Origin of the sequence: Pseudomonas marincola, from assembly GCF_900116605.1 — a bacterium.
GTDB classification, from domain to species: domain Bacteria; phylum Pseudomonadota; class Gammaproteobacteria; order Pseudomonadales; family Pseudomonadaceae; genus Aquipseudomonas; species Aquipseudomonas marincola.
This window is the reverse complement of sequence record NZ_FPBC01000003.1, coordinates 142,618-164,746: the sequence shown is the minus strand read 5'-3', so window position 1 is coordinate 164,746 and position 22,129 is coordinate 142,618. Positions and strand designations below refer to the sequence as shown.

Annotated in this window: 22 protein-coding genes; 8 read left to right on the top strand and 14 right to left on the bottom strand. The window is 58.7% G+C overall.

Going from position 1 to position 22,129, the window contains the following annotated elements; genetic code table 11:
* Positions 1–310 precede the first annotated feature (310 nt).
* Positions 311–766 carry an SRPBCC family protein gene (locus BM395_RS07055; RefSeq protein ID WP_090510100.1) on the top strand — a complete coding sequence of 152 codons (456 nt, stop codon included), beginning with the start codon at positions 311–313 and terminating at the stop codon, positions 764–766.
* 265 nt (positions 767–1,031) lie between these two features.
* Here the strand turns inward: BM395_RS07055 and BM395_RS07050 are convergent, their stop codons facing one another.
* Positions 1,032–1,472, bottom strand: coding sequence for a hypothetical protein (locus tag BM395_RS07050; RefSeq protein ID WP_090510098.1), 441 nt, complete (start codon positions 1,470–1,472; stop codon positions 1,032–1,034).
* On the opposite strand from BM395_RS07050, the gene trmL reads away from it, so the two are divergent.
* Positions 1,471–1,953: a tRNA (uridine(34)/cytosine(34)/5-carboxymethylaminomethyluridine(34)-2'-O)-methyltransferase TrmL gene (gene trmL / locus BM395_RS07045; RefSeq protein ID WP_069898428.1), complete on the top strand. Its 483-nt coding sequence runs from the start codon at positions 1,471–1,473 to the stop codon at positions 1,951–1,953. The two genes, BM395_RS07050 and trmL, sit on opposite strands and share 2 nt — an antisense overlap.
* A gap of 11 nt (positions 1,954–1,964) precedes the next feature.
* Here trmL and argA read toward each other — a convergent pair whose 3' ends face one another.
* The 4 genes from argA to BM395_RS07025 all read right to left on the bottom strand — a co-directional run bounded on the left by argA (position 1,965) and on the right by BM395_RS07025 (position 6,638).
* Positions 1,965–3,263 carry an amino-acid N-acetyltransferase gene (gene argA, locus BM395_RS07040; protein ID WP_069898429.1) on the bottom strand — a complete coding sequence of 433 codons (1,299 nt, stop codon included), beginning with the start codon at positions 3,261–3,263 and terminating at the stop codon, positions 1,965–1,967.
* Between the two features lie 110 nt (positions 3,264–3,373).
* Positions 3,374–4,528, bottom strand: coding sequence for an acetylornithine deacetylase (argE, locus tag BM395_RS07035; protein WP_090510095.1), 1,155 nt, complete (start codon positions 4,526–4,528; stop codon positions 3,374–3,376).
* A gap of 127 nt (positions 4,529–4,655) precedes the next feature.
* Positions 4,656–5,924 carry an inorganic phosphate transporter gene (locus tag BM395_RS07030; protein WP_090510094.1) on the bottom strand — a complete coding sequence of 423 codons (1,269 nt, stop codon included), beginning with the start codon at positions 5,922–5,924 and terminating at the stop codon, positions 4,656–4,658.
* A gap of 36 nt (positions 5,925–5,960) precedes the next feature.
* Positions 5,961–6,638, bottom strand: coding sequence for a TIGR00153 family protein (locus BM395_RS07025; RefSeq protein WP_069898432.1), 678 nt, complete (start codon positions 6,636–6,638; stop codon positions 5,961–5,963).
* Positions 6,639–6,749: 111 nt separating this feature from the next.
* On the opposite strand from BM395_RS07025, the gene BM395_RS07020 reads away from it, so the two are divergent.
* From BM395_RS07020 to BM395_RS07005, 4 genes are all read left to right on the top strand, one after another.
* A complete protein-coding gene (locus BM395_RS07020; protein WP_090510091.1) occupies positions 6,750–8,114 on the top strand; it encodes a CYTH domain-containing protein in 1,365 nt (454 codons plus the stop codon).
* 178 nt (positions 8,115–8,292) lie between these two features.
* Positions 8,293–10,077, top strand: coding sequence for a type IV pilus assembly ATPase TfpB (gene tfpB, locus BM395_RS07015; protein ID WP_069898434.1), 1,785 nt, complete (start codon positions 8,293–8,295; stop codon positions 10,075–10,077).
* A gap of 152 nt (positions 10,078–10,229) precedes the next feature.
* The gene (locus tag BM395_RS07010; RefSeq protein ID WP_090510089.1) at positions 10,230–11,150 is read left to right on the top strand and encodes an SPFH domain-containing protein; all 921 of its coding nucleotides are present in this window, start codon (positions 10,230–10,232) and stop codon (positions 11,148–11,150) included.
* A 2-nt stretch (positions 11,151–11,152) separates the two neighbouring features.
* Positions 11,153–11,605 (top strand): NfeD family protein, encoded by a 453-nt coding sequence (locus BM395_RS07005; protein ID WP_090510366.1) that lies wholly within the window; start codon positions 11,153–11,155, stop codon positions 11,603–11,605.
* An 80-nt stretch (positions 11,606–11,685) separates the two neighbouring features.
* Here BM395_RS07005 and gcvH read toward each other — a convergent pair whose 3' ends face one another.
* The 9 genes from gcvH to BM395_RS06960 all read right to left on the bottom strand — a co-directional run bounded on the left by gcvH (position 11,686) and on the right by BM395_RS06960 (position 21,316).
* Complete coding sequence (gene gcvH, locus BM395_RS07000; protein ID WP_069898436.1) at positions 11,686–12,069, bottom strand: glycine cleavage system protein GcvH; 384 nt, start codon at positions 12,067–12,069, stop codon at positions 11,686–11,688.
* Between the two features lie 180 nt (positions 12,070–12,249).
* On the bottom strand, positions 12,250–13,332 hold the full coding sequence (gene gcvT / locus BM395_RS06995) for a glycine cleavage system aminomethyltransferase GcvT (RefSeq protein WP_090510086.1): 1,083 nt from the start codon (positions 13,330–13,332) through the stop codon (positions 12,250–12,252).
* Positions 13,333–13,531: 199 nt separating this feature from the next.
* Positions 13,532–15,151 carry an ABC transporter permease gene (locus tag BM395_RS06990; protein WP_090510082.1) on the bottom strand — a complete coding sequence of 540 codons (1,620 nt, stop codon included), beginning with the start codon at positions 15,149–15,151 and terminating at the stop codon, positions 13,532–13,534.
* 75 nt (positions 15,152–15,226) lie between these two features.
* On the bottom strand, positions 15,227–16,228 hold the full coding sequence (locus tag BM395_RS06985; protein ID WP_090510080.1) for an extracellular solute-binding protein: 1,002 nt from the start codon (positions 16,226–16,228) through the stop codon (positions 15,227–15,229).
* Between the two features lie 124 nt (positions 16,229–16,352).
* Complete coding sequence (locus BM395_RS06980) at positions 16,353–17,585, bottom strand: 2-octaprenyl-3-methyl-6-methoxy-1,4-benzoquinol hydroxylase (RefSeq protein ID WP_170860559.1); 1,233 nt, start codon at positions 17,583–17,585, stop codon at positions 16,353–16,355.
* A 9-nt stretch (positions 17,586–17,594) separates the two neighbouring features.
* A complete protein-coding gene (locus tag BM395_RS06975; protein ID WP_069898441.1) occupies positions 17,595–18,077 on the bottom strand; it encodes a DUF4442 domain-containing protein in 483 nt (160 codons plus the stop codon).
* 8 nt (positions 18,078–18,085) lie between these two features.
* Positions 18,086–19,273: a 2-octaprenyl-6-methoxyphenyl hydroxylase gene (gene ubiH / locus BM395_RS06970; protein WP_069898442.1), complete on the bottom strand. Its 1,188-nt coding sequence runs from the start codon at positions 19,271–19,273 to the stop codon at positions 18,086–18,088.
* Positions 19,274–19,277: 4 nt separating this feature from the next.
* Positions 19,278–20,612, bottom strand: coding sequence for a Xaa-Pro aminopeptidase (gene pepP / locus BM395_RS06965; RefSeq protein ID WP_090510074.1), 1,335 nt, complete (start codon positions 20,610–20,612; stop codon positions 19,278–19,280).
* A gap of 149 nt (positions 20,613–20,761) precedes the next feature.
* On the bottom strand, positions 20,762–21,316 hold the full coding sequence (locus BM395_RS06960; protein WP_090510072.1) for a YecA/YgfB family protein: 555 nt from the start codon (positions 21,314–21,316) through the stop codon (positions 20,762–20,764).
* A gap of 264 nt (positions 21,317–21,580) precedes the next feature.
* Between BM395_RS06960 and BM395_RS06955 the strand changes: the two genes are divergently transcribed.
* Together BM395_RS06955 and BM395_RS06950 are read left to right on the top strand one after the other, a co-directional pair.
* Positions 21,581–21,790: a TIGR02449 family protein gene (locus tag BM395_RS06955; RefSeq protein WP_090510070.1), complete on the top strand. Its 210-nt coding sequence runs from the start codon at positions 21,581–21,583 to the stop codon at positions 21,788–21,790.
* Positions 21,787–22,101 (top strand): cell division protein ZapA, encoded by a 315-nt coding sequence (locus BM395_RS06950; RefSeq protein WP_069898446.1) that lies wholly within the window; start codon positions 21,787–21,789, stop codon positions 22,099–22,101. Before BM395_RS06955 ends, BM395_RS06950 begins: the two co-directional genes overlap by 4 nt.
* Positions 22,102–22,129: the final 28 nt, after the last annotated feature.

The window sequence follows — 22,129 nt, the reverse complement described above, 5'->3', positions numbered from 1 at the left end:
CTTAAGTGTTAATAAAAGCGCCCCCAATGCACCAGGCATCGGGGGCGCTTTGCTTTCATCGCAGTAATTTCATGTGGGCAAAGAAGCCGCCCTCTTCACCTGACCCGACTCGCTGGCATTCAACATTCACTTGCCTGCACCGAAGGCAAATCGCCCGCAGCTTCCTGATTCAGAGAAAGCGCCGGGCGGTTGAGCGGCTTTCTCCCAGCTGATTATTTCAGCCTATATTGAAGACTCCATTCGCTCATAGCCTGCGCCATGGCTCAGCTATTGAGCGCAGTCATAGGTTGATTCCAATCAGGAGCGTGCCATGCCTAATGCCACAAGTACGGTTCGACTGCACCGCGTGCTGCGGGCGCCTGCCGAACGTGTTTACAAAGCCTTCACTGATAAAAGCGCGCTGGAACGCTGGTTGCCGCCCTTTGGCTTTACCGGCGCCATCGAAGAGATTGATGTGCGCGTCGGAGGGGGTTACCGCATGTCTTTCACCAATTTCAGCAGCGGCAGCAGCCACGCGTTCAGCGTTGAATACGTTGAGCTGATCGCCAATCAGCGCATCTGCCACACCGACCGCTTTGACGACCCCAATCTGGCAGGTGAAATGCGTGTCACGATCGACCTGAAAAGCGTTGTCTGCGGCACCGAGCTGAGCATTGTTCAAGCCGGTATTCCCGCCGTTATCCCAGAAGCGATGTGCTACCTGGGCTGGCAGGAGTCACTTGTGCAGCTGGCCCACTTGGTAGAGCCGGATATTGCAGACCAGTAATCCAATTAGCGCATCGATAAAAAAACGGGCATGAAGCCCGTTTTTAATTTCAACGCCCAGTTTCGGCGCTTTATCGCGGTGCAGTGCACCCGTGCGGTTCACTTAAAAAACCCTGCAAATCATCCAGCGTCGCCGCAAATACTCAGCAAGCTACTGATTTATATGGGTATTTATATAAATTAAAAAGTTGGCATCCTATCTGCATTAAGTAAAGCATTCCCAGTTTCGGGGACCTTGGTACAGGCAGGCCGGGGAATCCCCTCTTTTATTCCTCCCGGAGGCTGACACTCAGCCTCCAACGCTTCTCAAGTTGCTCAAGACGCCAGTCACCGAGCAACCCTCGCGCCGCAAGAACCCTCAATTGCAAACGCCGCTGCTGACGCTTGAGCCGCCAGTTGGCAGGCTTGCCCGCTAACAACAGCTCGCCCTGCTGTTCACGCCCAAGGCTCTCGAACTCAAGCATGTAAGCGCCATCGAGAAGGCTTTCGCTGACCTGAGGCGCTTCGTTGAACCACAGGTACAGACCGTCATCGACCACCTCGACCTGCTCCAGCCGGACAGCATCGGGGCGCAGCAAATCACCGAACATCAGGCCGATTAAAAAGCCGAATATCGCCAGAGACGCAATAACCCTTAACCACGGACGCGGCCTTGGAGGCTTATCAGAGGTAGAATACTGCCCGCCTTCACGCTCGGAGCCGCGCATGTTTCACGTTATCCTTTTTCAACCAGAAATCCCGCCCAATACCGGCAACATTATCAGGCTCTGCGCCAATAGCGGCAGCCACTTGCATTTGATTGAACCGCTGGGCTTCGAGCTCGACGACAAACGCCTGCGCCGTGCCGGACTGGACTATCACGAATACGCCACGCTGAAGCGCTATCCGGACCTCGACAGCTGCTTGCAGGCGCTGGGCAATCCACGCGTGTTTGCCTTCACCACCAAAGGCACGCAGGCCTTTCACGAAGTGGCCTACAAGCCCGGTGACGCCTTTTTGTTTGGCCCGGAAAGCCGTGGCCTGCCGCAGGATGTGCGCGACGCACTGCCCGTTGAGCAATGCGTGCGCTTGCCGATGCGCGACGGCTGTCGCAGCCTGAACCTGTCGAACACCGTCGCGGTTGCGGTTTACGAGGCCTGGCGCCAGAACAACTTCAGCATGCCTGAGCAACCCGCTCCCGCGGAATAACGTTCGCGGCCTTACAGCGCCTTCTCGAAGACCTTGGAGTTGCGCTGGAAGTTGTACAGCGATGCGCGGGCAGCAGGCAGGCGCTCGACGCTGCTGGGCACAAAACCACGCTCACGAAACCAGTGCGCGGTGCGCGTGGTCAGCACGAACAGGGTCTTCATGCCCAACGCTCTGGCCCGCGACTCGATGCGCGCCAACAGCTCATCGCCACGACCGCCGTGGCGATAGGCTGGATTGACCGCCAGGCACGCCAGCTCGGCAAAATCCGAGTCGGCAATTGGATAAAGCGCGGCACAGGCAATAATCAGCCCTTCGCGTTCGACAATGCTGAACTGCTCGATCTCGCGCTCCAGCACCTCGCGCGAACGGCGCACCAGAATGCCCTGATCTTCCAGCGGGCTGATCAGCTCGATCAAGCCGCCCACATCATCAATGGTCGCCTCGCGCAGAGACTCGAATTGCTCTTGCGCCACCAGCGTACCGTTACCGGTGCGGGTGAACAGCTCGTTGAGCAGCGCACCGTCTTCGGCGTAGCTGACGATATGCGTGCGCCGCACCCCGGCCTTGCACGCCTGTGCTGCCGCCTCGAGCAGCTCTGCCTGATAATTGCCGGCCAGACGCTGCATGTGTTGCGGCACCTGCTGGGGACGCAACTCGCGAATCAGCGCGCCATTCTCATCCAGCAAACCGCAGTCTGCCCCGAACAGCAGCAGCTTGTCGGCGCCCAGATCAATTGCAGCCCGGGTGGCAACGTCTTCACAGGCCAGATTGAAAATCTCGCCGGTGGGCGAATAGCCGAGCGATGACAGCAGCACGATACTGCGCTCATCCAGCAGGCGGCCAATGCCCTTGCGGTCGACCCGGCGCACTTCGCCGGTATGGTGATAATCCACGCCATCGACCACACCGATAGGCCGCGCGGTGACAAAATTGCCGCTGGCAACCCGCAAGCGGGCGCCCTGCATGGGCGAGGCGGCCATGTCCATCGACAGACGCGCCTCAATGGCGATACGCAGTTGGCCAACAGCGTCGATCACGCATTCAAGGGTTGGCCCGTCGGTTACCCGCATGTCGCGGTGAAAATGTGGCGTGATACCACGCGCATTCAGACGCGCCTCGATTTGTGAGCGCGAGCCGTGCACCAGCACCAGTCGCACACCGAGGCTGTGCAACAGCACCAGGTCGTGGACGATATTACCGAAGTTGGGATGAGCAACGCCCTCACCGGGCAACATCACCACAAAGGTGCAGTCACGGTGGGCGTTGATGTAGGGCGAAGCGTGGCGCAGCCAGTTGACGTAATCGTGCATGTAAGTGCCTGTGAAACATGAAAATTAAGGAGCCTTGCAGGCTCATTCACTCCAGCAAAACGTACCGACCGGTTATCGTCGCAACTGCATCAACGGGGCGCTCCTCACATTCAGGGTTTAATCGGGGTCAGGCAATAGTGTTGTATCAGCTCACTCAACAGACGCACTGTCGGCTGCAAACGTGACATATCAAGGTACTCGCCGGGTTGGTGAGCGCAGTCGATATTGCCGGGGCCGAGCACCAGCGTCTCACAGCCAAGCTGCTGAAGATAAGGCGCTTCGGTGCCAAAGGCTACTGCTGCAGCGGTGTGGCCGGTGAGACGCTCGGCAACGCGAACCAGCTCGCAGTCGGCATCCTGCGCGAACGGCGGCACACTTGGGAACAGCGGCGCATAGTCGATCTTGACCTGATGCTGCTCGGCCAGCGGCTGCAGCTTCTGGCGAATCGCCGCGCGCAGTGCTTCGGGTTGCATGCCCGGTAAAGGGCGCAAGTCGAACTCCAGTGAGCATTGCCCGCAGATACGATTGGGGTTGTCGCCACCATGAATACAGCCCAGATTCAGAGTCGGTTGCGGCACCGTGAACTGGGCGTTGTTGAACTCGCTTTGCCACTGCTTGCGCAGTTGCTGCAATTCACCCATGACCGCCTGCATGGCTTCCAGCGCACTGTGACCGAGCGACGGGTCAGACGAATGGCCACTGCGCCCGAGAATGTCGATGCGCTCCATCATGATGCCTTTGTGCATGCGAATGGGCTTGAGGCTGGTCGGTTCGCCAATCACCGCCGCCCGCCCCAGCGGCCTGCCCGCCTCGGCCAATGCACGCGCACCGGCCATCGAGCTTTCCTCATCGCACGTTGCCAGAATCAGCAACGGCTGGCTGAAGCGCTGCTCAAGCAAAGGTTTCACCGCCTCGATGATCAAGGCAAAGAACCCCTTCATGTCGCAACTGCCCAAGCCGATCCAGCGGCCGTCCGCCTCGGTCAATTTGAGCGGGTCGGTCTGCCACAATTCGGCATCGAACGGCACAGTATCGGTATGCCCGGCCAGCACTAAACCGCCAGGGCCGGAGCCATAGCTGGCGAGCAGATTGTATTTGCCGGCAGAGACTTGCTGCACATCGCAGCTAAAGCCGAGATCTTCCAGCCACGCAGACAGCAGCTCGATCACCGGCCGGTTGCTCTGGTCCCAGTTAGCCTGAGTACAGCTCACCGAAGGCGCAGCAATCAGCGCAGCAAATTGATCTTTGAAAGATGGCAGTGGCATCAGCAGTCTCCACGCAGGCGGCCTGGAAAACTATCGCAGGCCATTGGCCCCATCATAGAGGCAATGCGGGAGAAGATGGAACCGTGGGATTAACGACAGCCGCATTGCGCGGCTGTCGTTGGCAACATCAAACCGAGCCGAAAATAGCGCGCAAGATGAAGAAGAAGAAAATCGACAGTGCCGCGCCCACCGGCAAAGTAATCAGCCAGGACATGAAAATCTTGCCGATTACGCCCAGGTTCAGCGCACCGATACCGCGCGCGATACCAACGCCAAGAACGGCGCCCACCAATGTGTGAGTTGTCGAGACTGGCAAGCCGATAGCCGAGGCGCCCACAACGGTGGTCGCGGTAGCCAGCTCGGCAGCGAAGCCACGGCTCGGCGTCAGCTCAGTGATTTCCTTGCCGATGGTGGCGATTACCTTGTAGCCGTAAGTGGCCAGACCGATAACGATACCAACCGCACCCAGGAGCAATACCCAGCTTGGCAGAGCGGCTTTGGCGCCGACCATTTCGCCACCGGAATTGATTACCCCAACGATGGCCGCCAGCGGGCCCACTGCGTTGGCAACGTCGTTGGAACCGTGGGCGAACGCCATGGAGCAGGCGGTGAAGATCATCAGCACGGCAAAAACTTTTTCCACGCTGGCGAAGTGGAACGACTTGTCCGCTTCAACGTCGATCTTGATACGGCTGAGCAAAATGATACCCAGCACCATGACACCGGTGCCTACGCCCAGCGAAACCAGGAAACCCTGAAACGCCGAGAGGTCCAGACCGATGTGCTTGAGGCCTTTGGTCATGGTCATGATCGACACCATGAAGCCGGTGGCAAACATGTACAGCGGCACGAAGCGTTTGGCGTTGGCAAAAGGATTATCGGTGTCGATGATCAACTTCTGCACGCTCATGAACACACCGAATGCGACCAGGCCGGACAGCACCGGCGAGACCACCCAGCTGGCGACAATCGGGCCAACACCGGACCAGTGAACGGCATCAAAGGACACACCCACCGCGGCGAAACCGATGACCGCACCCACAATCGAGTGAGTGGTCGAAACCGGCCAGCCCTTGGTCGATGCGATCAGCAGCCAGGTACCCGCCGCAAGCAGCGCCGACATCATGCCCAGCACCATCAGCCCGGGACTGATCATCGACGCGTCGACAATGCCACTCTTGATGGTTTCTGTGACCTGCCCACCGGCCAGATAGGCGCCGGTGAACTCAAAGATCATGGCGATGAAAATCGCCTGCTTGATGGTCAGAGCCCGCGAGCCAACGGAGGTACCCATCGCGTTGGCAACGTCGTTCGCGCCGACGCCCCAGGCCATGAAGAAGCCGAAAATACAGGCAAGAACCAGGAGTACGATGCCGTAATCCGCAATCAGAGACATAAAATAATTCCGTTAATCCAGAAAGAACACTGGCGCTTAGCGCGCCAGCAGCTGCTCCAGTCGGTTACCGACACGCTCTGCGCGGTCAGCCACATCACCCAGCCACTCGATGACCTTGTAGAGGAACATCACGTCGACTGCAGGAAGGTCCTTTTCCAGTTTAAACAGCGCACGACGGATCGAAATCTGCATCACGTCGGTGTCACGCTCGATTTCTTCAAGCTCCATGACCATGGACTCAACCAGCATAGCTTCGCGGCCGCCGAAGCCGGCTTCGAGCAGCGAGTCGAGTTCTTTCATGGCTTTCAGGGCTTGCGCGCTGGCTTCAACACAGCGGCGCACGAAGGCAAGCATCTCAGGCTGCAGGGACGCCGGGATGGTCATGCTGCGGCCGAGCATCAGGCCGGCAATGTCCTTGGCACGGTTGGCGATTTTGTCCTGTACACTGAGCAGTTCAAGCAAGTCCGAACGGGGCACTGGCAAAAACAAATTCTTTGGAAGGTGCAGACGCACGCTTTTCTTGAGTTTGTCGGCTTCATTTTCGAGCCGAGCCATGTCCTGTTGTACCTGTTCAACTTTGGTCCAGTCTTCCGCCATAACGGCTTCAAAGAAGGGCACAAGGTTCGCCGCGCACTCGTGGGCTTTGGCGATGTGTTGCTGCATCGGTCCGATGGGTGAACGACCGAACAGGCTTACAAACGGATTGATTGGCATAGGGTGGACCCCTGATTTAAGAAGGCGGCAAGTATACGGATCAGTCCGGCAGCTCGCCAGCACGGTCATCGGCCTGTCACAAATTCATAGTAGGCGCAAAAAAACACCATCATGGTCAAAGAAACTGAAATCAAGCTGCGGGTTAGCCGCGAAACCCTTATTGCTCTGCAAGATCATCCGTTGCTGAAAAAGCGCAACAAGAGCGGTTGGGAGCCTCGCGAGCTATTAAACCAGTACTTCGACACGCCTGATCGTGACCTGGCTCAGGCGAAAGTCGCTTTGCGTTTACGCCGTGATGGCGATGCTTTCATTCAGACGCTTAAAACCCGAGGTCAAAGTGTAGCGGGTTTATCCGAGCGTAATGAGTGGGACTGGCATCTGGATAAAGCCAAACTCGACCTCAAGAAACTCGATGACACCTGCTGGCCGCAAGCCTTGGCCGAGCTCGACAAAAAGCAGCTCAAGCCGATCTTCACCACCGACTTCACCCGCCAACGCGCCGATATCGCCTGGGGCCGTGGCAAGAGCAAAGTGGTTATCGAGGCCGCACTCGACCTCGGCAAAGTGATTGCCGGCAAGCAGCAGGAAGAAATCTGCGAGCTGGAGCTTGAGTTGCGCCAGGGTGAACCGCAAGCGCTGCTGGAACTCGCCGCCGAACTGGCAGCCGACCTGCCTTTGATGCCGTGCGATATCAGCAAAGCCGAGCGCGGCTATCGCCTGTTCGATGCCGACAGCTATTCCCTGAGCCTGCCGGCACCGGAACTGAACGCCGAACAAAGCCTTGATGACGCCTTCGCTGCACTGGCCTGGCACCTGCTGGGCAGTAGCCAGCGCTTGGCTGAGCAATACCGCTTCAACGGCCACTGGCGTTTGCTTAATGACTGGTTTGAACAACTGGTTTACTTGCGTGCTCTGCTCGGCAGCCTTGGCCAGGCGGCTCCGCGCGCCAGCAGCAGCGAATTGCGCCAACTGCTCGATGCCATGCTCAATGACTGGCGCCCGCGCCTGCAGGCCGGTCAGGACGACGAAGCGGTGCGTAAAGCGGCCCCTGAAATGTTCGCAGAAGAACTTAAGCAAACCCGCTGGGGCCTGTTTTCGCTGAACCTGTCGCGTTGGTTACTGGCCCGCAGCTGGACGGCCACACGCAACAACCGCGGTAATCGTCAGGGCGCAGCGCCTCTGGGCAACTGGCTGCCAACTCTGCTTGCCGAAGAAGGCCAGGCCCTGCAACTCAAGCGCTACCAGCAGCAGCCGGAAGATCTGGCCGAGCAAATGCCGCGTATCGAGCGTTTGCTGGCTTGGCTGAAACTGGCGCGTGGGGTGCTCGACGTAGCCGAAGTCGACCGCCTGTACGGTGAGCTGATCAAGTTTTATGCACTGGCCGCCAGCCCGATCAGCGAGGAAGTTCTGGCTGATCGCCAAACGCAGGCGATCGCACTCAATAGCCTGAAGCCATGGCGCCAACTGGTTAAATAACCCCTGCCCGCCGCCGGTTTTCTGCCGGCGGCCTTTACCGCAGCCCCCGCGGCTGCGAGTAAAACCGCTGTGTTAGCTGCACATAGCTCGACTAATCTACAAAATTAGACCGGGCAGGCAGACAATCTGCATACTTGGCCTCACGCTTTGAGCCATCGTAATTTCTGCAGGGAGTCCCATGTCGGCATTATCCACCCCCACCCAGGATCGGGTACTGGACCTCGGCGACCTTTTGCGCGACCTGGTCAGCCAGGGTCGAATCGATCAGGACGACGCAGAGAAGTGCCTGGCCATACGCCGCAGCGCCACCCACAACCACCAGCATCCGCTGGAGTTTCTGGCCGCCCAGCAAGTTGCCGATGGCAAACATCCCGGCAAGATGCTCGACCTGGAAACCCTCACTGTCTGGCTGGCCGAGCACGTCAACCAACCTTACTTGCGCATCGACCCGCTGAAGATTGATGTTGCATCGGTTACGCCGTTGATGTCTTACGCGTTTGCCCAGCGGCACAAGATTCTCGCGGTATCGGCCACCTCCGATCTGGTCACAATTGCCAGCGCGCAACCGCTGGTAAGCAGTTGGGAAGCCAACCTGACCCACGTACTCAAGCGGCCGATCAAGCGCGTTGTCGCCAACCCGAGCGATATTCAACGCTACACCGTCGAGTTTTATCGCCTGGCCAAGTCAGTCACTGGCGCCACCGCTCAAGACATGAAAGTCAGCGGCATGGGCAACTTCGAGCAGTTGCTCAATCTGGGCAATCAGGATCAGGAGCCGGACGCCAACGACGCGCATATCGTCAATATTGTTGACTGGCTGTTTCAGTACGCCTTCCAGCAGCGCGCCAGTGATATCCACATCGAGCCGCGTCGTGAACGTGGCAGCGTGCGTTTTCGTATCGATGGCGTGCTGCATACCGTTTACCAGTTCCCGCCGCAGGTCACCATGGCCGTGGTCAGCCGCCTGAAGAGCCTGGGACGGATGAACGTAGCCGAGAAACGCCGTCCGCAAGATGGCCGGGTCAAGACCAAAACCCCAGAAGGCGGCGAAGTCGAACTGCGCCTCTCAACCCTGCCGACCGCATTCGGCGAAAAAATGGTCATGCGTATTTTTGACCCCGAGGTGCTGCTTAAAAGCTTCGACCAGTTGGGCTTCTCGCAAGACGACCTGCGCCGCTGGGAAAGCATGACCAGCCAACCCAACGGCATCATTCTGGTGACCGGCCCCACAGGTTCCGGCAAGACCACCACGCTGTACACCACGCTCAAACAACTGGCGACCGAAGAGGTCAACGTCTGCACCATTGAAGACCCGATCGAAATGATCGAGACGAGCTTCAACCAGATGCAGGTGCAGCACAATATCGATCTGAACTTTGCCAGCGGCGTGCGCGCCCTGATGCGTCAGGACCCGGACATCATCATGGTCGGCGAGATCCGCGACCTGGAAACCGCTGAGATGGCGATTCAGGCGGCGCTCACCGGCCACCTCGTACTCTCGACGCTGCACACCAACGATGCGCCAAGCGCCATCACCCGCCTGCTCGAACTGGGCGTACCGCATTACCTGCTCCGGGCCACGCTGCTCGGGGTAATGGCTCAGCGTTTAGTGCGTACGCTTTGCCCGCACTGCAAGGCGCCGGTCGAACTCGCCGAAGAAGACTGGCAGAACCTGACCAAACCGTGGAGCGCGCCGCTACCGACTGGTGCGCACACTGCTGTTGGCTGTCTTGAGTGCCGCGACACGGGTTACCGGGGCCGCGCCGGGGTGTATGAAATCATGTTGCTCAACGACGGAATCAAGTCCATGTTGTCGGCAGACACCGATCTGGTTGCCCTGCGCCGTCAGGCGTTCAAGGAAGGCATGCGCAGCCTGCGCTTATCCGGTGCGCAAAAGGTTGCCGCAGGACTGACAACCATTACCGAGGTTTTAAGGGTCACGCCACAGAGTGAGCACAAGTGACTGGGATGTAAGTGCGCAATTTTTGGCACAAATGCGCACTTAGTAGCAATCTGCTGCCGCGCATGAAAGAAATCGCGAGGTTGCTAACGCCCGGCTTTTTTCAGCTGTGTTTAGATGCGCCCCGTCAGCACTGATCAACAAGGAACATCCACATGGAAATCGGCAGTGTCATCATTCTGTTTGTCGTCCTCGCGGTCGCCATTCTGTTTATGGGCTTCAAGGTGGTGCCACAAGGCTCGCAATGGACGGTTGAGCGTTTCGGCCGCTACACCAACACGCTGAAACCGGGCCTCAATATCATCGTGCCGCTGGTCGACCGTATCGGCCACAAGCTCAGCGTGATGGAAACCGTGCTGGATATCCCGCCGCAAGAAGTCATCAGCGCCGACAACGCCATCGTGCAGATCGACGCCGTATGCTTTTCGCAGGTGATCAATGCGGCGCAAGCGGCCTACGAGGTGAACAACCTTGAGCATGCGATCCGCAATTTGGTGATGACCAATATCCGCACCGTGCTCGGCTCGCTCGAACTCGATGCCATGCTCAGCCAACGCGATGCAATCAACGAGCGCCTGCTGCGTACCGTGGATGAAGCGACCGCGCCGTGGGGAATCAAGATCACCCGCATCGAAATCAAGGACATCACCCCACCCGCCGATCTGGTCAATGCGATGGCCAGCCAGATGAAAGCCGAGCGCCTCAAGCGTGCGCAGATTCTGGAAGCTGAAGGTTCGCGATCAGCCGCTATTCTCACCGCTGAAGGCAAGAAACAGGGGCAGATCCTCGAAGCTGAAGGCGAACGTCAGGCCGCTTTTCTGCAAGCAGAAGCGCGTGAGCGTGCAGCAGCCGCCGAAGCCGAAGCAACCCGTCTGGTCTCGGAAGCCATCGCCAGCGGTAACGTCCAGGCGATTAACTATTTTGTCGCACAGAAGTATGTCGACGCACTCGGCCAACTGGCCAGCGCCGACAGCAGCAAGGTAATTCTGATGCCATTGGAAGCCAGCCAGATCATCGGTTCGGTGGGCGGAATCGGCGAAATTGTCAAAGCAACCTTCGGCGACAAGCAGGCTTGATGATGTTGAGTTTTTTACACCAGTTAACGTTTTGGGATTGGCTTGCGCTGGGCACCGTACTGCTGATTTTTGAAGTTTTTGGCGCCGGGGGTTACCTGTTATGGGTCGGAATTGCCGCCGCAGGCGTTGGCCTGATCACCTTTCTCCTGCCGCAAACCCCGTGGGCTCTGCAGTTCATCCTGTTTGCCGTGTTGTCGATTCTGAGCGCTGTGCTTTGGTGGAAGCGCCAGCGCACCGCTGCCAAACCGTCGGATCAACCCGGCTTGAATATGCGCGGCAGTGAATTGCTGGGTAAGGAGTTTGAGTTGTTCGAGCCCATCAGCAGCGGGCGCGGCAAGATCAAGGCAGGCGGTTCGATGTGGCTGGTCAGCGGCCCCGACATGCCCAGCGGCAGCAAGGTCAGAGTGATCGGGCAGGACGGCGTGATATTGCGGGTCGAAGCCGCGCAGGCCTGAATGCCTGAGCTGTAACGCTGTTTGCTGCAGACAAAATAAAACCCCGGCACCGCACAGTGCCGGGGTTTTATTTTTAACGATTACTCTTGCGCAGCGGTTTCGTACGCGGCGGCGTCCATCAACTTGTCCAGCTCGCTGGCGTCCGCCGGCTTGAGCTTGAAGAACCAGCTGCCGTATGGATCGCTGTTAACGCTTTCCGGGCTGTCTGCCAGCGCTTCGTTGATGGCGATCACTTCGCCGCCAACCGGTGCGTAGATGTCCGAGGCGGCTTTTACCGACTCAACCACACCCGCTTCCTGACCAGCAGACAGTGCCTTACCCACTTCTGGCAGCTCGATGAATACCACATCGCCCAAAGCTTCCTGAGCATGATCAGAAATACCTACAGTGACGCTGCCATCAGCTTCAAGGCGAGCCCATTCATGGCTGGCGGCGTAACGCAGATCGGCGGGAATGTTGCTCATGTGTCGTTCCTCGTAAGACGTGACGGCGACCGGGCCGTCTGGAAAATTTAGCAGGCCTTGGCCATACCGAAAGAAGATTGCTTGAAACGCTACCACAGTCAGGCCGCGCCAGCTCCCTGGCATGCCAAAAATTGCTCGACCACGTGTTACCTGAGGCTGAGCTTACACAAGGTATAACGGTTAAATCAGCGGTTTGCCATTGCGGACGAACTTCGGCGCTACAACGCGAACCGGATACCATTTGCCGCGAACTTCAACTTCTGCGCGCTCACTGGTGGCCAGCGGTACGCGCGCCAGTGCAATCGACTTGCCCAACGTTGGCGAGAAGCTGCCACTGGTAATTTCGCCTTCACCGACCTCGGCCACTCTCACCACCTGATGCGCCCGCAGTACGCCGCGTTCCTCCAGCACCAGACCGACCAGTTTGCTGTCGAGGCCCTGGGTACGTTGCTGCTGCAAGGCCGTGCGGCCGATAAAGTCGCGCTCCTCCGGCTCCCAGGCAATGGTCCAGGCCATGTTGGCTTCAAGCGGCGAGACGCTGTCATCCATGTCCTGACCGTACAGGTTCATCCCGGCTTCCAGGCGCAAGGTGTCCCGCGCGCCAAGCCCGATGACCGCGATACCGGCGCCGATCAGGTCGTTGAGCAAAGGCACCGCCTGCTCTGCCGGCAGAATCACCTCAAGGCCGTCTTCACCGGTGTAGCCGGTACGGGCAATAAACCACTCGCCTTCACTCACGAAGCTATAAGGCTTGAGCGCCAGAATGATTGCCGCACGCGCCTGATTCACCAACTCTGAACAGCGGGCGCGCGCTTGCGGGCCTTGAATGGCCAACATGGCCAGGTCGTAGCGGGGCGTGATTTCAACCGCAAAGCGGCTGCCATGTTCACGCAACCACGCGAGATCCTTGACCCCGGTAGAAGCGTTCACCACCAGACGGTAACCGCTCGCGGTGCGGTAGACGATCAGGTCATCAAGGATGCCGCCCTGATCGTTGAGCATGGCGCTGTAGAGGGCCTTGCCGACACCTTCAAGCCGGGCGACATCATTGGCCAGCACGTAGCGCAAAAACGCTTCGGCCTGCTCGCCGGCGATGTCGATGATGGTCATGTGCGATACATCAAACACACCACAATCGCGTCGCACTTCATGGTGCTCATCAACTTGCGAGCCATAGTGTAACGGCATGTCCCAACCGCCGAAATCAACCATCTTGGCACCGAGTGCCAAATGCAAATCGTACAAAACTGTGCGCTGTCCCATGGGTGTCTCCTTCCGGGCTTGGCAAAGCTGTGGCTAAGTACTAAAGGCTTATGCAGCTAAAAAATAAGGCTGCATGGCACGCTTCAACGGCCGGATGAAAATGGCAGGCCACAGCGAATGGCGCGCATTGTAGCCGCAAGGTCGAGGCGGGTCATCTCGACCTTTGTGGAGATGCACAATCGTTCACTCTAAGCTGAGTCTATTGGCCGTATCGTCGCGCCGATTTACGGATTAAACCGACAACCGGTAGCAGGCCGACCAGCACCAGTGTCAGCGCCGGCAATGCAGCCCGAGCCCACTCGCCCTCGCTGGTCATTTCGAAGACCCTGACTGAGAGCGTGTCCCAGCCAAACGGGCGCATCAGCAGCGTAGCTGGCATTTCCTTGAGCACATCGACAAATACCAGTAATGCGGCCGACAGAGCACCGGGCACCAGCAGGGGCAGGTACACCCGGAAAAACAGCCCAACGCCGCCGACACCGAGGCTGCGCGAGGCTTCCGGGAGTGAAGGGCGAATCCGTGCCAGGCTGTTCTCCAGCGGGCCGTATGCCACAGCCATGAAGCGAATCAGATACGCCAGCAGCAAGGCGCCAAGGCTGCCAAGCAGAATAGGCTTGCCGGAGCCGCCCAGCCAATTGGACAGCGGGATTACCATTTCACGATCCAGATAACTGAACGCCAGCATGATCGCCACCGCCAGCATTGAACCCGGCAATGCATAGCCCAGATTGGCCAAGCCGACGGTCGAATTCATCAGCCGCGTGGGCGTCATGCGCCGGGCAAAGGCCAGCATCAAGGCAACGCACACGGTGAGCACAGCCGCTATCGAACCAAGGTACAGGGTATGCAGGATCAGCGCGGTGTAACGCTCGTCGAGATCGAAGCGTCCGCGCTGCCAGAACCAACTGAGCAACTGCAACATCGGCACAACGAATGCGCAGGTAAAGACCAGGCCACACCAGGCGCTGGCGGCAAATGCTTTGCCGCCCTTAAGGTGATACAGCGCAGCGCCCCGCTGCCGCTCATTGCTCGGGCGTACAGCGCCACGGGCACGCCGCTCGCCATACAGCACCAGCATCACCGCCAACAGCAGCACGCTGGCCAGCTGGGTGGCGCTGGTCAGGCTGTAGAAGCCATACCAGGTCTTGTAAATGGCCGTGGTGAACGTATCGAAGTTGAACACCGAAACCGCGCCAAAGTCCGCCAGCGTCTCCATGATGGCCAGCGCCAGCCCCGCGCCGATTGCAGGACGCGCCATTGGCAAAGCCACTCGCCAGAATGCCTGCCAGGGACTTTGCCCAAGCACCCGCGCGGCTTCCATCAAGCCCTTGCCCTGGGCCAGAAACGCATTACGCGCGAGAAGATAAACGTAGGGATAGAACACCAGCACCAGCACGATAATCACGCCACCGGTTGAACGCACCCGGGGCATTCTCAGGCCACTGCCAAACCATTCGCGCAGCAGGGTTTGCAGCGGCCCGGAAAAATCCAGCAAGCCGACGAAAACAAAGGCCAGCACATAGGCAGGGATGGCGAATGGCAGCATCAGTGCCCAGTCCAGCCAGCGTCGTCCAGGGAACTCGCACAGGCTCGTAAGCCAGGCCAGGCTCACGCCGATCAGGGTCACGCCGACACCCACGCCCAACACCAAGGTGATGGTGTTGCCGATCAGCCGGGGCATTTGGGTTTGCCACAGGTGCGACCAGATCTCGCGGTCAATCTCGCCCCAACTCAACAGCAGTACGCTTAACGGCAGAAGTACCAATGCTGCAACGGCAAAGGCCAGCGGATACCAGCGACGCTGGGCAGGATGAGACACGCAATATCCTCAGAACAAAAACACGAAACCCCGAACAAAGTCGGGGCGTCGAGTATAACCGTTAAGCGCTGCGTTTTAGTTCCAGCCAGCGCGATCCATCAACATGATTGCTTCAGCCTGGCGCTTGCCCGCTACTTCAACTGGAATCGAGTCAGCCTTGAAGGTGCCCCATGCCTGAACTTCGGCAGACGGTTCAATCTTCGGGTTGGCCGGATATTCCTGATTGAGGCCAGCGAACAGACCCTGCGCTTCTTCACCAGTCATCCACTCCAGCAGCTTCTGCGCAGCTTCAGGATGCGGTGCGTTAAGGGTTACGCCAGCGCCGGCAAGGTTAACGTGAACGCCGCGATCAGCCTGATTCGGCCAGAACGGCTTGACCTTGAAGTTCGGGTTGTCTTTGTGCAGGCGGCCGTAGTAATAGGTGTTGGTGATGCCAACATCGCACTGCCCGGCGTCGATGGCCTGCAGCAGAGCCGTGTCATCGGCAAATACGTCGGTGGCCAGATTGTTGACCCAACCCTTGATGATTTCTTCGGTTTTTTCCGCGCCGTGAGTCTCGATCAGCGTGGCTGTCAGCGACTGGTTATAAACCTTCTTGCTGGTACGCAGGCACAGACGGCCTTCCCAGTTCTTGTCGGCCAGAGCTTCGTAGGTCGACAACTCTTTAGGATCAACCCGCTCGGTCGAGTAGAAGATAGTCCGCGCGCGCAGTGAAAGACCGGTCCAGCTACCTGTGCTGGAACGATACTGAGCCGGGATGTTGGCATCGATCACGGATGACTTCAGCGGCTTCAGAACACCCTGCTGCTCGGCCTGCCAGAGGTTACCGGCGTCGACAGTGATCAACATGTCGGCGGGAGTATTCTCGCCCTCGGCCTGGAGGCGCGCCAACAATGGCGCTTCTTTGTCGGTGATGAACTTGACTGGCACACCGGTCTTGGCGGTGTAGGCATCAAAAACAGGCTTAATCAGCTCGTCGATACGCGCGGAGTAGACCACGACCTCATCGGCTGCCTGGGCGGCGCCGGCAAAGGCTGTGAGTGAAAGTGCGGCGAACAGTTGCTTGTTAAGCTGCATGAAATCCTGCCTCTTTATTAAGGTCGTGATAAAGCCAGGCACAAATGATAGTTACTTGCATCTAGATTCTCAACAAACCCACATTTGGCAAGTGTAACAGCGGATTACTTCCTGTCAGCGACGCTCAGGGCCGCGCTAAATCGGGCAAATCCCCGACCAGACCCAACGCCTGACGGACGAACAATGCCTTGGCTTCAGGCAAATCATCGACCCACTTCAAACCGCTGTTGCGCAACCAGCGCACGGGCAACGGGTCGGCCTGAAACAAGCGCTGAAAGCCTTCCATCGCCGCCATCATGGCCAGATTGTGCGGCATGCGCCGACGCTCGTAGCGGCTTAATACACGCTCATCGGCCAGTGACTCGCCGCGCTCATGAGCGCGCAACAGCACTTGCGCCAATACCGCTGCATCGAGAAAACCCAGATTGACGCCCTGACCCGCCAGCGGATGAATGCTGTGCGCGGCATCGCCGACCAGCACCAGACCGGGCTCGATATAGCGTTTGGCGTGGCGCTGGCGCAGCGGGATACACATGCGCCGATCGGCATGCTCTACCGTGCCAAGGCGATGCTCGAAGGCCTTGCCCAGCTCGACACAGAACTGGGCATCATCGAGCGCCATCAGCCGCTCGGCTTCAACCGGCGTGGTTGACCAGACAATCGAACACCAGTTTTCCCCCGCCATCGGCGAGTCAGCCGGTGCATGCAGGGGCAGAAAAGCCAGCGGACCGTCATCGGTAAAACGCTGCCATGCCGTCGCCTGATGCGGCTGGGAGCAGCGCACGCTGGTGACGATAGCGTGATGCAGGTAATCCCATTCGCGCGTTGCACAACCGGCAAAGCGACGCACCGTCGAGTTGGCGCCATCGGCAGCGATCAACAGCGGAGCCCGCAATTCGCGGCCGTCTTCAAGTGTCAGCAGCCAGTCGTCACCCGAGCGGCGCATTTGCGCCAGTCGCGAGTTAGCGAGCAGACCAATATTGCTCTCAAGCAATCCTTCAAGCAGCGCATCCTGCACCACCCGATTTTCGACAATATGCCCCAGCGTTTCGGCATGCACGCTGGCCGCACTGAAATGAATATTGCCGGTACCGGAACCATCCCAGACCTGCATATCGCGGTAGGCACTGCTGCGCCGTGCAGCAATTGCGGGCCATACATCAAGGCGTTCAAGAATCCGCTGACTGGCCACAGACAACGCGCTCACCCGCGGCTCAAAGGCGCTGCCGGGCGCGAAAGGTTTGACGCTGAGGTCTCCCCCATCGACCAGAAGAATTTCCAGACCACTGTCTCGCAGCGCCAATGCCAATGCACTGCCTACCATTCCGGCGCCGACGATAATCAGATCAGCTTGCATGTGTATTCCTTAAGCCGCTTGCTGAACGCGCTGCTTGAGCCGCACGTAGAGTGTCTTGTGAACGCGGGCGACCAGCGTGCCCTGAGCATCGCGCACCTCGACCTGCAACTGCGGCAGGTATTTACTGCCATCGGCGGTGCGCGCACGAATATCGTCAAGCAGGTGGTTATCAATGCTGAAATCGGCATACACCGGGCCTTTGCCCGGTGCGATGAAATCAATATTGGCGGCCTTGTCCCAGACAATGTAATCGCGGCCCAAGTTCTCCATTACCAGCAACATAAAGAACGGGTCGGTCATCGAATACAGGCTGCCGCCAAACTGGGTACCGACATAATTGCGGTTATACCAGCCAAGCCCCATCTTCACGCGGGCCTGTTGGAAGTTGTCGCTGATGTGCCGCACACGCACGCCAGCGCCCAGATACGGCGGATAAAAATTCATCGCCCAGCGCAGTAAGCGCGCCTTGCGGGCCATTTTCTTGCTGCTCATTTGCTCACTCAATAGTCGCCACGCGTGCCGATACCCATAGCCTGGCGGGCAAACCAACGCTTGGCCGGCGGCAATAAATCCAATCCGAGCAGCCCGAGGTTGCGACCTGTGGCTTGCAAGGGCTGGCTGTTACTGAACAGCCGCGTGACCTGATCAGAAAAGCCCACGGTCAGTTGCTGATCAAGCCGTTGCTTGCGCAAATAAGCCTGCAAGGTTGCCAGCGCGCCCAGTGGTTCCGTGCTTGCGATGAGCGTATCGGCCAGCGCCATGGTATCGCGCAGCGACAGGTTATAGCCCTGCCCCGCAATCGGATGCAGGCTGTGCGCGGCATTGCCCAGCACCACCAGATTTGCGCGAACCTGTTCCTGCGCCTCAACCAGCGACAACGGGTAAAGATGACGTTCGCCGACCTTCTCCAGCGCGCCCAGCCGATAGCCAAAGGCAAGCTGCAATTCGCTGAGGAACGCGGCGTCCGATGCGCCAAGCAAGCGTTCAGCATCGGCAGCCGAGCGGGTCCAGACCAGCGCGCAACGTTTGTCGGCGAGCGGCAGCATGGCCATCGGGCCTTCTTCGGTGAAGCGCTCGAACGCCTGCCCGCAATGCGATTCGCGCGGGCTGATATTGGCAATCAGCGCGGTCTGGCCATAAGGCGTGGTTTTCACCGTCACGCCCAACTGCTCACGCAGACCGGAACGACCGCCGTCAGCCAAAACCGCAAGATTACACTCAAGGGTTGAACCGTCGTCCAGCGTCAGCTGATAGCCATCGGCCAGCGTTTGCATGCGCGTGACTTGCGCCGGACTGCGCCATGTCACCACTTGCTGATCCATCGCCTGCCACAGGCATTCGCCGAGCCAGGCGTTCTCGACCACGTAACCGAGCGCCGGCACGCCCTCTTCCTGAGCACTCAGGCGCGCCGCCGCAAAACGGCCCTGATCGGAGACGTGGATATGTTTGATCGGCTCGGCACGCTTGCTGATCTGCTGCCACAGACCTAGGCGCTGGTAGATCTGCTGCGTGCCGTAGGAAAGCGCCGTGGAGCGTGCGTCATAACTCGGTTGATAACCGCTACCCGGGGTAAACGGCTCGATCAGGCAGATCGTCCAGCCGCGCACCTTGGCCTCGGCCTGCAGAGCCAGAGCCAAGCTGGCGCCAACCAGACCGCCGCCAACGATTGCGATATCGACCCGTGACATAAGGTTAAGCCACCTCGGCGCGAGCAGCCGCCATCAGCGCTTCGATCTCGGCGACAGTTTTCGGGCAATCCTTGGTGAGGATTTCGCAACCGTCACGCGTCACCACCACATCGTCTTCAATGCGCACACCAATGCCGCGCCACTTTTTCGCCACGTTCTGGTTATCCAGCCCAATGTAGATACCCGGCTCAACGGTCATTGCCATGCCAACCTCAAGCACGCGCCATTCACCGCCGACTTTGTAGTCGCCAACATCATGCACATCCAGCCCCAGCCAGTGGCCGGCACGGTGCATGTAAAACGGCTTGTAGGCTTCGGTCGCGATCAATTCATCGACGTCACCCTGAAGGATACCCAGCTCGACCAGACCCGCAGTAATCACCTGCACGGTGGCTTCATGCGCCTGGTTCCAGTGCTTGTCGGGGCCAATTTCAAGGAAGGCGGCTTCCTGCGAGGCCAGCACCAACTCGTAAATAGCCTTTTGCTCGGGCGAGAACGTGCCACTGACCGGGAACGTTCGGGTGATATCGCTGGCGTAGCAGTCGATTTCGCAACCGGCATCAATCAGTACCAGATCACCGTCTTTAAGGGCCGCATCGTTTTCGTGGTAATGCAGAATGCAGGCATTCTTGCCCGCCGCAACGATGGAACCGTAAGCCGGCATCTTCGCCCCGCCCTTGCGGAACTCGTAATCCAGCTCGGCTTCCAGGTGAAACTCGAACAGGCCGGCGCGACTCGCCTGCATGGCGCGAACGTGTGCACGCGAAGAGATAGCCGCGGCCTCACGCATCACCTTGATCTCGTTGCTGCTCTTGTAAAGGCGCATGTCATGCAGCAAATGGTCGAGGGCGACAAACTCATTCGGTGGCTGAGCCCCCTGACGCGCCTTGGAGCGGATCACATTGATCCACTCCATCAGGTGACGATCGAATTCCTGATTGGTGCCCATGGCGTAATACACACGCTCACGGCCTTCGATCAGCCCCGGCAGAATGTCGTCGATATCGCCAATCGGAAACGCGTCATCAGCGCCGTATTGGCTGATCGCGCCATCTTGCCCGGCACGCAAGCCGTCCCACAGCTCGCGCTCGGGATCACGTTCGCGACAGAACAAGACATATTCGCCATGCTCGCGGCCCGGGATCAGGGCAATTACAGCTTCCGGCTCGGGGAATCCTGACAAGTACTGAAAGTCGCTGTCCTGACGGTAGATATGTTCAACGTCACGGTTACGGATGTAAACCGGCGCAGCAGGCAGAATTGCGATGCTGTTGGGTTCCATCTGATCCATCAACGCTTTGCGTCGACGGGCAAATTCCGACTTGGGGATTCGAGTCATGGGCAAGCAGGTCCATTAAGTTAGTAGAAGTAGCACGGGGCCCGGCAGGTTGGACGCATGGCCTGTGGATAAAAGCGCTGCGCCAACATCATCCCGTCAAGCCTCAACCAGATACGGCCAAGTCAGGCTTGGCTATGCTCGCCGCCGTTTCAGTGCAGCGACGGCTTTTCGACCGGCGCAACCGGCTTGGCGCACTCGCTGAACAGCAGCAATGGAGCAACCCGCAGGTATTCCATCACTTCCATATAGTCGTTTTCGCCGTCTTCGGACTCTTCAAGCGCATTCTGCACCTGAGCAATGGCCGACAGGTCTTGCAGAACTTCCATGGCCTCGGCGCTCAGCGCCGCATCGCCAGCGGTCAGACCGAAGCCGCCAAGGAAGCCCTGACACCACTGACCCAAGGCCACGGCACGCTCGCTCAGCGGCGCCTCATCGGACGGCAACAGCAGCACCAAAGTGACCTCACTGCCGGTCAACTCAGTCTTGACCATTTCCTGCAAACCCAGCAGTGCCTGGCGCACAGTACCTTCAGGAGCCGCGCCGAGCAGCTCGGCAGCATCGACCAGCCATGGGTCTGTGGCAAAGCCTGCGCCTGCACAGCTACGGCCCAGCAGCAGCCCTTGCAGCTCAGCGGGAGAGACAGAAAAACCGTTGCTGGTCAGCAAAGCGGCGAATGCGATGTACGGAGAACTAGAAGTTGGCATAGATAACTAGGCGCCAGACGGCGCAATCACTAGAATGGAGGTCCCGTATCCTAGCACCGGCAAGCGCGCGAAGACTATCGGGTGCGGCCATCGGTCTGTGTCTGGTTTAACCGCCAAGGCGCACAATTGAACAAAACCGCTGCACATTTTTGCCACGCGCGCCGACATGCACAGCGCTACATGCCTAAAATTGGTTGTAGAGGTTTGACCGCTTGCCTAGTCAGACCTATATAGTCCGGTCAATACTTGCCTTTGCGAGCCCACATGGAAGATTCAAACCTGCAAGCCCTGACATCCAAGCTGGAGCTACTGATCCAGCGGGTTGAACAGCTCAAAGTGCAAAACCGACAGCTCCTGGCGCATGAGCAAGCGTGGCGTGAAGAACGCGCTCATCTAATTGAAAAGAACGAATTGGCCCGACACAAGGTCGAATCCATGATTTCGCGCTTGAGAGCCTTGGAGCAAGACACATGAGTCAATCAAATACGGTTAACGTACAAATTCTCGATAAAGAATATTGCATCGCCTGCCCAGCCGACGAACGGGCCAATCTGGAAGGCGCCGCGCGCTATCTGGACGGCAAGATGCGCGAGATCCGCAGCAGCGGCAAAGTCATTGGTGCCGACCGCATCGCCGTGATGGCTGCGCTCAACATCACCCACGAACTGCTGCACAAACAGCAGAACCTCGACTACCAATCGAGCTCGACCAAAGAGCACGTGCGCACGCTGCTAGAGCGGGTCGATCAGGCGCTGGCTGCCGACGAAGAACATCGCGGGGCCTGAAAAACTGATTTGATTCGGGTATACTGGC